At 73.8% G+C, this 12,359-nt stretch carries 12 protein-coding genes; 3 read left to right on the forward strand and 9 right to left on the reverse strand.

Annotated features, from left to right (window positions below; all coding sequences use genetic code 11):
- Positions 1-37: 37 nt before the first annotated feature.
- Complete coding sequence (locus F4559_RS27185) at positions 38-763, forward strand: phosphotransferase family protein (RefSeq protein ID WP_184673413.1); 726 nt, start codon at positions 38-40, stop codon at positions 761-763.
- A gap of 16 nt (positions 764-779) precedes the next feature.
- The gene (locus F4559_RS27190; RefSeq protein ID WP_184673415.1) at positions 780-1,376 is read left to right on the forward strand and encodes an HD domain-containing protein; all 597 of its coding nucleotides are present in this window, start codon (positions 780-782) and stop codon (positions 1,374-1,376) included.
- Here the strand turns inward: F4559_RS27190 and F4559_RS27195 are convergent.
- Genes F4559_RS27195 through F4559_RS27215 form a run of 5 tightly spaced genes read right to left on the reverse strand, consistent with a single transcriptional unit; the run spans position 1,360 to position 5,284 of the window.
- The gene (locus tag F4559_RS27195; protein ID WP_184673418.1) at positions 1,360-1,923 is read right to left on the reverse strand and encodes a 1,2-dihydroxy-3-keto-5-methylthiopentene dioxygenase; all 564 of its coding nucleotides are present in this window, start codon (positions 1,921-1,923) and stop codon (positions 1,360-1,362) included. The two genes, F4559_RS27190 and F4559_RS27195, sit on opposite strands and share 17 nt — an antisense overlap.
- Positions 1,920-2,510, reverse strand: a complete 591-nt coding sequence (mtnB, locus tag F4559_RS27200; RefSeq protein WP_184673420.1) for a methylthioribulose 1-phosphate dehydratase — start codon at positions 2,508-2,510, stop codon at positions 1,920-1,922. The genes F4559_RS27195 and mtnB overlap by 4 nt, the downstream gene beginning before the upstream one ends.
- Positions 2,507-3,172 carry an acireductone synthase gene (gene mtnC, locus F4559_RS27205; protein WP_184673422.1) on the reverse strand — a complete coding sequence of 222 codons (666 nt, stop codon included), beginning with the start codon at positions 3,170-3,172 and terminating at the stop codon, positions 2,507-2,509. Before mtnC ends, mtnB begins: the two co-directional genes overlap by 4 nt.
- The gene (locus F4559_RS27210) at positions 3,165-4,166 is read right to left on the reverse strand and encodes a translation initiation factor eIF-2B alpha/beta/delta subunit family protein (RefSeq protein WP_184673424.1); all 1,002 of its coding nucleotides are present in this window, start codon (positions 4,164-4,166) and stop codon (positions 3,165-3,167) included. The genes mtnC and F4559_RS27210 overlap by 8 nt, the downstream gene beginning before the upstream one ends.
- A complete protein-coding gene (locus tag F4559_RS27215) occupies positions 4,166-5,284 on the reverse strand; it encodes an acyl-CoA dehydrogenase family protein (protein ID WP_184673426.1) in 1,119 nt (372 codons plus the stop codon). The genes F4559_RS27210 and F4559_RS27215 overlap by 1 nt, the downstream gene beginning before the upstream one ends.
- A gap of 159 nt (positions 5,285-5,443) precedes the next feature.
- Here F4559_RS27215 and F4559_RS27220 point away from each other — a divergent pair, with 159 nt between their 5' ends.
- Positions 5,444-6,229 (forward strand): hypothetical protein, encoded by a 786-nt coding sequence (locus F4559_RS27220; RefSeq protein ID WP_184673428.1) that lies wholly within the window; start codon positions 5,444-5,446, stop codon positions 6,227-6,229.
- Positions 6,230-6,274: 45 nt separating this feature from the next.
- Here F4559_RS27220 and F4559_RS27225 read toward each other — a convergent pair whose 3' ends face one another.
- The 4 genes from F4559_RS27225 to F4559_RS27240 form a co-directional block, all read right to left on the reverse strand.
- Complete coding sequence (locus F4559_RS27225) at positions 6,275-7,978, reverse strand: family 20 glycosylhydrolase (protein WP_221448461.1); 1,704 nt, start codon at positions 7,976-7,978, stop codon at positions 6,275-6,277.
- A 133-nt stretch (positions 7,979-8,111) separates the two neighbouring features.
- Positions 8,112-10,763 (reverse strand): helix-turn-helix transcriptional regulator, encoded by a 2,652-nt coding sequence (locus tag F4559_RS27230; RefSeq protein WP_312865848.1) that lies wholly within the window; start codon positions 10,761-10,763, stop codon positions 8,112-8,114.
- Between the two features lie 56 nt (positions 10,764-10,819).
- Positions 10,820-11,776, reverse strand: a complete 957-nt coding sequence (locus tag F4559_RS27235) for a zinc-binding dehydrogenase (RefSeq protein ID WP_184673432.1) — start codon at positions 11,774-11,776, stop codon at positions 10,820-10,822.
- Position 11,777: 1 nt separating this feature from the next.
- Entirely contained in the window at positions 11,778-12,359 is a 582-nt protein-coding gene (locus tag F4559_RS27240) for an NADPH-dependent FMN reductase (RefSeq protein WP_312865849.1), read from the reverse strand.

The raw sequence follows: 12,359 nt of genomic DNA on the forward strand, positions 1-12,359 counted from the left end.
CGCCGAATCCGATTGCGTGTCCCGGGACGATCGTCACGTGACGAACGCACTGCGTGCCGCGCTGTCGGCCGCCCGGTCCGCGGGTCTGCCCACCGACGATCCGATCGTGCTCAAGAACGGCAGCAACCTGCTGGTCCACCTGCGACCGGCGCCGGTGGTGGCCCGGGTGGGTACGCGGACGGCGTTCGTGCGCGGCGACGTGACCGGCCACTTCGGTCGGGCCGACGCGATCTCGCGGTACCTGGCGGCCCGGGGCGTGCCGGTCGTGGTGCCGGCCGACGTGCCGGGGCCGGTGCGGCAGGACGGGTTCGTGGTCGCGTTCGCGTCCCATGTGGTCCACACGCCGTGGGAGGCAAACGAGGCGTCGTTCGCGGCCCTCCTGCGCGAGCTGCACGCCGAACTCGTCGACTACCCCGGCGACCTGCCCGAACGCGGCCCGCTCGACGACCTGGACGCCACGCTGGACCTGCTCGGGCGGCCCGCCGCGCTGGTCGCCGAACGCGACGACCTGGTGGCGCGGTGGCCGTCGTCGCCCGTGCGCCCGCTGCACGGCGACGCGCACGCCCGCAACGTCCTGGCCACGACGGACGGTCCGGTGTGGAACGACTTCGAGGACGCGTGGCGCGGCCCGGCCGGGTGGGACGTGGCGTGCGCGCACCTGTCCCCCGCCCTGTTCCCGGACGAGGACGTGGCGTTCTGGCGGGCGCTGCGCGACCTGTTCGGCCGCTGCTGGGTCGCGTCCGGCGAGCTGTACCGGCCCTGATGGCACGATCGCGCACATGACCGATCTGGACGCGTGGTGGGACGAGGCCGTCGCGGTGCTCGGTGGCACGGTGGACGCGGGTGACCTGGCCGAACGCTATGCCGAGCCGCACCGGGGCTACCACAATGCCGATCACGTGCGGGCCGTCGTCCGGGACGTGCTCGACCTCGCGGCCGACCGCTCACGCGAAGAACGGGCCGTGCTGGTCCTGGCCGCGTTGGCGCACGACGTGGTCTACGACGGTGTGCCCGGTCAGGACGAACGCCGCAGCGCCGAGTGGGTCCGCGCACGCCTGGACGTGCCCGAGCGCGACCGGGTCGCGGAGATCGTCCTGGCCACGGTCGACCACCGGGCCGACGACGACCTGACCACGCTGCTGCTCGACGCCGACCTGGCCGTGCTGGGCGGGGACACCGAGAGCTACGAGCGCTACCGCCGGGCGGTGCGGGCCGAGTACGCGCACGTCACGGACGAGGCGTGGCGCGAAGGACGGGCGAAGGTGCTGGAGTCGCTGCTGGGCCGCGATCCGCTCTACCGGTCGGACCGGGCACGCGCCCGCTGGGAGGCGCGCGCCCGGGTCAACCTGGCGAAGGAACTCAGCGACCTGCGGTGATCTCGTCGAAGGTCGGGAACGACTTGGCGATCTCGCTGCCGGTGAAGTTGCCGATCCAGCCGTCGTCGTCGTGGAAGAAGCGGATCGACACGTAGTCCGGGCGGGTGCCCATGTCGAACCAGTGCGTGGTGTTCTCGGGCACGCTGAGCAGGTCGCCCGCCTCGCACAGCACGGCGTACACGCGGTCGCCCACGTGCAGGTAGAACACGCCCGAGCCACGCGCGAAGAACCGGTCCTCGTCGTCGTCGTGGGTGTGCTCGGCCAGGAACTTCAGCCGGGCCGCCGCGGCCGTCGACAGCCACCCGGGGTCGTCGGAGGGCGTCATCTCCATGGCGTCGACCAGGACGTAGCCCTCGGTCTCGGTGACCCGCGCGACCTGGTCGGCGTACGCCTCCAGAGCGTTCTCCCTGGTCACGCCGGGCAGCACGGGCCACTGCTCGAACCGGACGCCGAGCGCTTCCAGCTCGGCGGCGATCTCGTCCGGGTCCTCGGTGCGGACCACCACGGTGGCCGGGTCGGTGTCCGGCCACACGGTCAGCAGGGTCATCGGTCCCTCCTCGTCTCGACCTTGAAGCGCAACAGCCATTCCAGGCACTCCAGGCGGTGGCGGGCGTGGTGCAGGTCGTCGCCCCACACGTACACGCCGTGCCGGGCCACGATCAGCGCCGGCACGTCCGCGCGGTGGCCCTCTTCGAACGCGTCCCCGAGCACCTTCATGTCCTGCGAGTTCGGCACGACCGGGATCACCACGACGTCGTCGTGCGCGGCCCGGCCGAAGCCCTTGAGCATCTCCAGGTCGCGCAGCTCGACCCCGCCGGGCCAGTGCTCGGCCGCGACCACGGGCGCCAAAGCGTGCACGTGGACGACGGCTCCCGCACCGGTCACGGCCGCGATCCGGCCGTGCAACCCGGCCTCGGCGGACGGCACGCGGACCGGGTCGTCGGTGCGGCCCTCGGCGTCGATCTCCACGACGTCGGCCGGGCCGAGTTCGCCCTTGTCCTTGCCGCTGATCGTGACGGCGAGCCGCAGCGGGTCGCGGGAGAGCACGACGGACAGGTTGCCGGACGTGCCGCGCATCCAGCCCATCGCGGTGTAGCGGGCGCACTCGGCGGCGAGCGCCGCACCGGGGGTCACAGGGCGGCCACCGTCCGGTGCGGGGAGAAGTCGGCCTCGCCGTAGGGCTCGCCGGGCCGGGCCACGCCGACGGTCTGCCAGCCCGCTGCCGCGGCGGCGTGGAGTTCGGCGGGCACGTCCGAGTAGAACGTGACGTCGGACGAGCCCAGCACGGCCGAGATCGCGTGGTAGGAGTCGGCCTCGCGCTTGGGACCGGCGTTGACCGTGTCGAAGTGGTGCTCGAACAGGCCGCGCAGGTCGCCGTCGGTGGTGTGGCCGAAGAACGCGACCTGCCCGGCGACCGAGCCGGACGAGAACACGGCGAGCTTCACGCCGTCCTCGTGCCACTTGCGCAGCGTGGGCACGACGTCGGGGAAGAACTCGGCCACCAGGTCGCCGACCGCGTAGCCGCGCTGCCAGATCAGGCCCTGGAGGGTCTTGAGCGGCGTGACCTTCCGGTCGGCGTCCATCCAGCCGTGCAGGACGGCGACCAGCTCGTCCGTGCCGCCGGTGACGCCGGACAGCTCGCGGACCTGCGCGACGGCCTCGGCCACGACCGGGTCGGACGCGTGCTCGTCGATCCACGGGCCCAGGCGCGGGCGCGCGTAGTCGTACAGCACGACCAGCACCTGGTCGGTGGCGCTGAGCGTGCCCTCGATGTCGAGCACGACCCACTCAGTCATGTGTTCCCTCTTGGTAGTAGTCGGCGAGGCGGTCGGGGGCGAAGGCACCCCGGTCGGTGACGACGTCGGTCACGAAGCGCGGCGGCGTCACGTCGAACGCCGGGTAGTGGCCGCGCACCCGGTCGGTCGCGGTGCGCCGGCCCAGGGTGTGCAGCACCTCCTCGCCGGGGCGGTACTCGATCGGCACGTCGGCGGCGGTCGGCGCGAGCCGGTCCGGCGCCTGCACCATGGCCAGGAAGGGCACGTCGAACGCGGACGCGGCGACCGCGAGCCCGAGCGTGCCGACCTTGTTCACCACGTGCCCGTCCATGGTGACCCGGTCGGCGGCGGTGAGCAGCACGTCGACCTCGCCCGCCGCGAGCACGGACGCGCCCATGCCGTCGGTGATCAGCGTGGTGTCCACGCCCATCTCGGCCAGGGTCTCGGCGGTGAGCCGGGCGCCCTGGAGGTAGGGCCGGGTCTCGGTGCAGAAGAACCGCAACCGCTTGCCCTGGGCGTGCGCGGCGGCCACGGTCTCGGTCAGGTACAGGTCGGCCCAGCAGTGCGTGAGCACGGCGGCGTCGTCGGGCAGGCGTTCGGCGGTGTGCACGCCCAACGCCCGGCTGCGCGCCCGGTACCGCTCGTCCCCGGCGTGCGCGCCGGCCAGCGCGCCCGCCACCGGGTCGTCGGACGCGGCCACGTGCTCCAGCACGATCGCGACGGCTTTGCGCAGCGCGTTGTTGGTGCGCCGGGTGTCGATCAGCAGCTCGCCGGCGGCCCGGAGGTACCCGTGCGGGTCGGGCGTGCCGACGGCCTCGCGCGCGGCGAGGACCATGCCCCACAGCGTGGCGAAGTACGGGCCGGACGACTGCGTGACCATGTCCTCGATGGCCTTGGCCACCTCGGCGACCGTGCCGCAGCGCACCCATTCGCGGGTGAACGGGAAGTCGCGCCGGTCGAGGATGTGCACGCCGTCGGGTTCGAGCCGGACGCTGCGGGCCAGCACGGGTTCCATCAGCTGTACCCGGTGAACGGTGCGGCCTCGCCGGTCAGGTAGTGGGCGCCCAGCTCGCGGGCCTTGTAGGCGACCGGGTCGTGCAGGGTGAGCGTGCGGGCGTTGCGCCAGAACCGGTCGAAGGCGTAGCGGCCGGCGGTGGCACGGGCGCCGCACAGCTCGAACACCTTCGAGGTGGTGTGGTTGGCGACCCGGGTGGAGAAGACCTTGGCCGCGGTGATCCCGGCGGCGACCTCGGCCCGGACCTCGGCGGTCAGGTCGGCACCGCGGTCGCTCGCGTCGCGCAGCAGGTCGGACGCGCGGTCGACGAGCGCACCGGCGGCCTGCGTGTCGGCGACCAGCTCGCCGTAGGTGGCGAGGATGTACGGGTCGGCGGTCGCGGTGTCGACGCCGCTGAGGAACCACGGCCGGGTGGTCGCGCGGGTGTAGTGCGCGGCCTCGGCCAGCGCGCCCTCGGCGAGGGCGACGTGCACCTGCGACAGCACGAGCTGGAACCCGATGGCGGCCAGCGACAGGCGCGGGGTGTTGGCGTCCTGCCCGCCGAGCACCTGCTCCTCGGGCACGAACACGCGGTCGAACACCACGCCGCCGCTGGCGGTGAGCCGTTGGCCGATGTTGTCCCAGTCGCCCGCGTAGGTGATGCCCTCGGCGCGGGCGTCGAGCGTGAACGTGAGCTTGCCTCCGGTGTCCGTGCGGGTCGCGCTGACCACGAGCCGGTCCGCGACGGCCGCGCCGGTGGCGAACGTCTTGCGGCCCGAGACCGTGTAGCCGCCGCCGACCGGTTCCAGGTCCAGCGCGGTGTCGAGCGGGTTGCTGACGCCCGCCCAAAAAAGGTCGTCCCCGGCGTCGAACGCCGGGTTGTCGAACAGGCCCGAGCGCCACACCTGGAGGTAGTGGTACCCGAGCAGGTGACCGACGTTGGCGTCGGCGGCGGCTATCACGCGCGTCACGGCCTGCTGCGTGTCCCAGTCGGCGATGGTCAACACGCCGGACTGCTTCAGCGCGGCCACCTCGGCGACGGGTTCGGCGCCGAGCCGGTCCCGTTGCGCCGCGTCCACCCGGAGGGCGGTGGCCACCTCCTCGGCGACGGACACCCACTTCCGCCGGTCGCTCGTCATCCAGGCTCCTCCACTCGTCGTGCCAGCTCAGGCGAGGGTAGTCGGCGCGGCAGGCGGCGGGCTGAGCGTTCCGCCACATGGGCCGGTCGGGCGCGACTCGAAACCGCGCCCGGTCGTTTACCGTGTGCGAGCCACCACCCCGGACAGGAGTTCGACGAGATGGACCCGGCACCCAGACCGCACGCGGGCGGCACCACGACGCTGACGCCGGCCGCACCCGGCCGCCTCCGCCGGGGCGGGACGCCGCACCTGGTCCAGGCCCAGCGGCTGGTGGACTACCTGTCGCTGCCGGTGTGCCCGCCCGGCAACAACGTCTACAAGGAGCCCGACCAGCCGAACGTGGTGGTCTGGGGCTCGCCGGACGACGCGGCGACGTGGATCAACCGCAGCCAGTGCGCCTCGTTCCAGACGGCCGTGCTCAAGCGGGCGCACCGCTGGGCGACGTCGGCCTTCTTCACCGCGCACTTCGGGATGGCCAGCCCGTTCGCCCGCGACTACCGGGCGGTGTTCGCGGAGGACGACGTGCCGCGCTTCCGCCGCGTGCACCGGGTGGCGGACCTTCGACCGGGTGATCTGATCGCCATCGACTACCGCAACGAGCAGGACACCAACACCGGCCACATCGTGATGGTCCGGCGGACGCGCGGCGTCTACGTGGCGCCGGTGGCGAGCCTGAACTTCCCGGGCGAGGTCCAGTACGCGGTGGAGATCGTGGACTGCACGTCCGAGCCGCACGGGCAGGTCGGCGTCGGCAACTACGCGGCGTACCCGGACAGCCGGCTCGTCGGCCGGCGCCGCGGCGAGGGCGCCGGCTACGGGCACATGATGTTCTACGCGGACGAGCGCACGGGCATGTTCACCCGTTACCGGTGGAGCGTGAACACGGCGTCGGCCGGGGCCCACCCGATGGACCGCCGGCCGATCGCCGCGGCGCGCGTCGGCTGAGGCGCGACGTCGGGACCGGATCGGCCCCGACGTCGCGGCCCGGTGTCAGGCCGGTGCCCAGAGGGCCCGCGCGTTCGGCGGCTCCCAGCCCGGCAGCGACATGTGCTGCTGGAGGCACTTGTACGTGGTGCCGTTGTAGGTCACCTTGTCCTCCGCCGCGTACGAGGTGTACGCGGCCCACGCCGTCGGCGGCCGGGGGCTCGTCGTGGTCGGTCCGCCGTCCCACGGGACCTGGGTCGAGCGGTAGAACTGGATGCCCATGAAGTTCCAGCGCGCGCCCTGGGCGCCGAGACGGGCCTTGAAGGCGTTCCAGTCGTGCGTGGACCACGGGGACCAGCCGAGTTCGGCGATCGCGGGCAGGCGCGGGAACACCATGTAGTCGATGTGCTCGGGCTTGACGATCGTCTCCGTCCACAGTGGAGCTTCGACGCCGAGCACCGACGACTCCTGCACGCCGCTCACGTGGGTGCCGGGATTCCAGTTGTAGGCGTCCTGCACCTCGATCATGCCCGCCCAGCTCAGGCCCAGCGGGGTGGACGAGTTGTACTTCATGTCCAGGTACGCCTTGTTGGCGGGCGACATCAGGATCTTGTTACCGCGCGCGGCGGCGGCCTGGACGACCGCGTTGGACGTCGTGGTGCCCCAGTACTGCGGGACGACCGTGGTGTCCTTCGTGGTCTTCACGAACTCGTGCCAACCGAAGATCTTCTTGCCGTACTTGCCGACGAGCGGCAGGACCTTGTCCATGAAGGTCTGGTAGTCGCGGTCGGACGTGGCGTTGGCCTCGTCGCCGCCGATGTGCAGGTACGGGCCGGGGGTGATCTCGGCCAGTTCCCGGATCACGTCCTCGACGAACTTGTAGGTGACGTCCTTGGAGATGCACAGCGAGCTGTAGCCGACCTCGATGTCGGTACGCAGCGGCGGTGCGGTGCCGTTGCAGTTCAGCTCCGCGTACGACGACAGCGCGGCGTTGGTGTGGCCGGGCAGGTCGATCTCGGGGATGACGGTGATCTGCCGGGCCGCCGCGTAGGCGACGATGTCCTTGTACTCGTCCTTGGTGAAGAAGCCGCCGGGGCCGCCGCCGACCTGCGTGCTGCCGCCGTGCGTGGTCAGCCGGGGCCAGCTGTCGACCACGATCCGCCAGCCCTGGTCGTCGGACAGGTGCAGGTGGAAGAAATTGATCTTGTAGAGGGCGAGCTGGTCGAGGTAGCGCTTCACCGTCGCGACCGGGTGGAAGTGCCGCGCCACGTCGAGCATCGCGCCCCGGTACGGGAAGCGCGGGTAGTCGCTGATCTTCGCGCCGGGCACGGTCCACGGGCCGGGCGTCTGCCACCGGTACTCGACCTTGGCCGGGAGCAGCTGGCGCAGGGTCTGCGCGCCGCTCATGAAGCCCGCGTTGGTCGAAGCGCGGATCGTGACGCTCGTCGTGCTTGTGATCAACTCGTAGCCCTGGTCGTTCCCGGGCGCCGAGGCGTTCTGCAGGATGATCCCGTCCGGCGGTGTCGGGTTCTCCACGACGTCGAGCGGGAAGCCGGTCGACGGGCGCAGGACGCCGGCCAGGTAGTCGCCGACGGCACGGGCGCCGGGGGCGACGTAGATCTTCGTGGACATCGTGATCGTGTAGGCGGCGTCCGGCACGGCCTGCACGGAGACCGGCACCGGCACGATGCTCTTGAGCGGTTCGGCCGCCGCCGAACCGACGCCCTCCGATCCGGCGTTCCAGACGATGGTCCCTGCGACCACCGCCAAGAGGACGGCGAGGACCCTCGCCGTCCTGCTACGGAGTTTCACCGTTGTCCTCCTCGGGGCAGGCGGCGGCCGTCGGGCACCCCACCATCGGACCCGGGCGACCCGACTGTCAACGGGTCTGGACCAATCGCCGCTACAGCGGCACCCGTGCCAGTTCGCCCCGGGACGCGACGCCGAGTTTCGGGTACGCCTTGTAGAGGTGGTAGCCGACCGTGCGCGGGCTGAGGAACAGCCGGTCGGCGATGTCCCGGTTGCTCAACCCCGCGGCGGCGAGCCGGACGACCTGGAGTTCCTGCGGTGTCAACGCGCCCACCGGGTCCGGGCCGGGCGCCGGGCGGCTCTCCCCCGTCGCCCGCAGTTCCTGTCGTGCGCGTTCGGCCCAGGGCGTGGCGCCGAGTCGTTCGAAGGTCTCCGCCGCCGACCGCAGCGGGACCCGCGACTCGACCCGTCGGCGTTCGCGGCGCAACCACTCGCCGTACAGGAGTTCCGTGCGCGCCCGCTCGAACGGACGAGCGGGCGACCGGTGCCGGTCGCGGGCGGCCAGGTAGTACCGCTCCTCGTCGGTGACCAGCGCCCGGCACCGGTCCGCGACCGCCAGCGCCCAGTCGTGCCCGGTCCCGTCGGCCCACTCGGCGTACCAGTCCGCCGCCCGCTTGGCCTGCCCGACCTCGCCGACCCGGACCGCCGCCTCGACCAGGTCCGGCAGGCTGCCGATCGCGTAGAGCCGGGCGGCCCCGACGTCGGCCAGCCGTTCGAGCACGGCCTCCGGCCGGCCGAGCCCGAGGTCGAGCAACGCCGACGCGCACATCGCCCGCACGGCCGTCGGCGGCCCGCCGGTCCCGCCCAGCGCGCCCACCAGCTCCGCGACCCGACGCTCGTCGCCCGCCAGCGCGGCCTGCTCGGCGAGCACGCACGACAGGAAACCGACGCTGAACCCCTGGCCGATGTCGGCCGCGATGCGCAACCCCTCCTCGGCGGTCTCCCGCGCCTCCCTCGGCTGCCCCAGGTTCAGGCGTGCCCGCGCCAGGTAGGCCAACGCCCGGGGCAGCGGTCCCAGCGCGCCGCTCGCCCTGGCCCGGCGTTCCACGGTCGCGGCGTGGTCGTACGCGGCCCGGTCGTCGCCGAGCACGAGGTGCCACCACGCCCTCGTCACGTCCTCGCGCGGATCGGCGACCAGCTCGCGCATCGCGGCCAGCGTGTCGGGGACGTCGCACTCGTCGAGGCCGATCGCCGCCCGGGCCAGCGCTTTCACGCGGTGCGCGCCGGGCAGGCCCGAAGCCTGCTCGGCGAAGCCGCGCACGGCCGTGAAGTCCCGTGCGGTCCATGCGTTCTGCGTGGCCGTGAAGAGCAGTTCGGACGCCAGGTCCGGGTCTCCGGTCGCGGCGCAGTGCGCGGCCTTGCCCAGGATCGTGGCGGCCTCGGCCGACTCGCCGCGCTCGCCCGCGAGCGTGGCCCACACCCGCGCGACCTTGGCGTACTCCAACGGGTCGCGCAGCAGGTCGGCCGCCGAGTCGGCCAGCGCCGAGGCCCGGTCGAAGTGGCCCGCCTCCACGGCCGCCGCCGCGGCGAGCGTGAGCCGTCGGCCGCGGGTCTTCGGGTCCGGCGTCAACTCGGCGGCCCGGTGGTAGGCGGCCAGGACCGCGCTGGAGCCGCCGCGTTTGCGGGCGGTCTCCGCGAGCCGTTCCAACGCGCGGGCCACGTCCTCGTCGGGCGAGGTGGTCGCGGCGGCGAGGTGCCAGGTGCGCCGGGTCTCGTCGGCGACCACGCCCGCCAACGCCCGGTGCGCGTCGATCCGCCCGACCAGGGACGCGCCCCGGTAGGCGGCGGTGCGCACGAGCGGGTGGCGGAACGCGATGCGCCCGTCGTCGGACCGCAGGAGTTGGCGCTGTTCGGCCGGTTCCAGGTCGGCCACGGACGCGCCGAGCCGTTCGGCCGCCGGGAACACCACACCCGGGTCGCCGGTGTCGTCGGCCGCCGCGACGAGCAGCAGGGTGCGCGTCCGCTCGGGCAGCGCCGCGATCCGGTCGGCGAACATCCGCCGCACGCGGCTGTGCGCGGGCAGCGTGGCCGGCGGGTGGGCGGGTCCGGCGGTCAGGTGCCCTTCCCGTTGCGCGGCGGGCAGTTCGAGCAGGGCCAGCGGGTTGCCGGCGGCCTCGCGGGCGATGCGCTCGCGCACGTGGCGCGGCAGGTCGGCCGCGTGCTCGGCCAGCAGCGCGAACGCGTCGTCGTCGGACAACGCGGTCAGCCGCAGCTCGGGCACGCCGGGCGCGGGGAACGGCGGCGCGTGCAGGTCGCGGGCGGCGAACACCACGGCCACGGACTCGGCGCGCAGCCGGCGGGCCGCGAACAGCAGCGCGAACGCCGACCCCTGGTCGAGCCAGTGCGCGTCGTCGACCAGGCACAGCACCGGTTGCCGCTCGGCGAGTTCGGCGAGCAGGGCCAACAGCGCGACGCCGACGTGGTAGGGGTCGGTGTCGCCGCACTCGCCGTCGCCCAGCACGATCCGCAACGTCGCCGCCTGGCGCGGCGGCAACACGTCGATCCCGTCCGACACGCAGCGCAGGAGCAGGCTCAGCCCGGCGTAGGGCACGACCGACTCGGACTCGATCGCGGTACCCCGCAGCACCCGGAAGCCCTCGGCGTCCACGGCGCCCAGCAGCGCCGACTTGCCGATGCCGGCCTCGCCGCGCACGACGAGCACCCCGCTGTTCCCGTCCCGGGCCGAGTCGAGGACCCCGCCTAAAACCGCCGACTCGGCGGCACGCCCGTGCAGCACAACCCCCACCCACCCGACTCGTCGAGCCGCAGCCGTCACGTCCTCAAGCGCGTTTCGGCCCGCCGCTATTCCGCCGGCCCCGGCACCAGGACCACCTTGCCCACGACCGTCCGCTCCTCGACGGCCTCGTGCGCCGACCCCGCCCGGGACAGCGGGAACACCCGCACGACCGGGCGCAGCCGGCCCGCCGCCACGGCCGCCAGCGCCCGTGCCTCCCCCGTCCGCACGCTGCCCCGGCGCACCGCCGCCACGGTGAGACCCCGGCCGACTATGTCCACAGTGGACAGAAGCGTCGGTGTCCCCGAGGACGCGCCGGACAGCACCACCCGGCCGCCGCACAGCAGTTCCACGGCGGTACGGCCGAGCACCCCGCCCACGCCGTCCACCACGACGTCGACCTCGCGCCCGCACAGCGCCGCCCGCACCCGGTCGGCCCAGTCCGGGTGCCGGTGGTCGACCGCGACGGCCGCACCCGCCCGCAGCACGGCCGACCGCTTGTCCGCGTGCCCGACCACGCCGACGACGTGCGCGCCGACCCCGGCCGCGCCCTGCACCACCAGGTGCCCCACGGCGCCCGCCGCACCCGTGACCAGGACGACGTCGTCGGGTTCGGGCGCGGCGGCGTCGAGCGCCGCCAGCGCGGCGGCTCCGGCGCCGACGGCCGCGACCGCCGCCGGGAACCCGACACCGTCGGGCACCCGGTGCACGGCCGCCGCCTCCCGTACCACCAACGACGCGTACCCGCCGCCGACCAGGCCCAGCCGCGTCACGACCCGCACGCCCAGCCAGTCGGCGGGCACGCCCGGACCGACCGCGTCGACCCGGCCCGCGACCTCGCCGCCGGGCACGTACGGCAGCGGCACCCGGTCCGCGTCGCCCCGCCGCAGCGCGGTGTCGACCGGGTGCACGCCCGCCGCCTCCACCGCGATCCGCACCCGCCCCGGGCCGGGCCTCGGGTCGGGCACCTCCTCGAAGCGCAGCCGTTCGGGCCCGCCGAACGCGTGCAGCCGGACCGCGCGCACGTCAGACCTCGTACGGCCGCCGGGCGCGGGCGTCCTTGAGCGCGTCGGCCCACCAGACGACCCGGTCCAGCAGCACCTTCGCCGCGCCGCCGACGGCCTCGGCCTCGTGCGGCTCGCCGTGCTCGTCGAACCGCTCCCAGCCGCTGTGGAAGCTCACCTGGTCGCGCACGGGCACGGCGTGCACCTCGACGAAGACCTGCCGCAACTGCTCCACCGCGCGCAGCCCGCCGCCGACGCCGCCGTAGGACACGAACCCGACCGGCTTGGCCGACCACTCCGCGTAGTACCAGTCGATCGCGGTCTTCAGCGCCGCCGGGAAGCTGTGGTTGTACTCGGGGGTGACGACCACGAACGCGTCGGCGGCGGCCAGGCGCGGGCGCACCGCCTCGACGGCCGCGGCCACGGCGGGCGCGGGCTGCTCCCCGTAGGCGGGCAGCGCGTCCGGCAGGCGCACGTCGGCCAGGTCGAGCACGTCGTGCTCGATGTCGTCGCGCAGTCCGACCTGGCGCGCGAACCAGTCGCGGACGACCGGCGCGAACCGGCCGTCCCGCGTGCTGCCGATCACGGTCACGAGCTTCACCAC

Source organism: Saccharothrix violaceirubra, assembly GCF_014203755.1.
Taxonomy (GTDB): Bacteria; Actinomycetota; Actinomycetes; order Mycobacteriales; family Pseudonocardiaceae; genus Actinosynnema; species Actinosynnema violaceirubrum.

What these genes read in the sequence shown, in the direction of transcription:
- F4559_RS27190 (WP_184673415.1), top strand. Translation starts at nt 780, where the DNA reads ATGACCGATCTGGACGCGTGGTGGGACGAGGCCGTCGCGGTGCTCGGT.
- F4559_RS27195 (WP_184673418.1), bottom strand. Translation starts at nt 1,923, where the DNA reads ATGACCCTGCTGACCGTGTGGCCGGACACCGACCCGGCCACCGTGGTG.
- mtnC (WP_184673422.1), bottom strand. Translation starts at nt 3,172, where the DNA reads ATGACTGAGTGGGTCGTGCTCGACATCGAGGGCACGCTCAGCGCCACC.
- F4559_RS27210 (WP_184673424.1), bottom strand. Translation starts at nt 4,166, where the DNA reads ATGGAACCCGTGCTGGCCCGCAGCGTCCGGCTCGAACCCGACGGCGTG.
- F4559_RS27215 (WP_184673426.1), bottom strand. Translation starts at nt 5,284, where the DNA reads ATGACGAGCGACCGGCGGAAGTGGGTGTCCGTCGCCGAGGAGGTGGCC.
- F4559_RS27220 (WP_184673428.1), top strand. Translation starts at nt 5,444, where the DNA reads ATGGACCCGGCACCCAGACCGCACGCGGGCGGCACCACGACGCTGACG.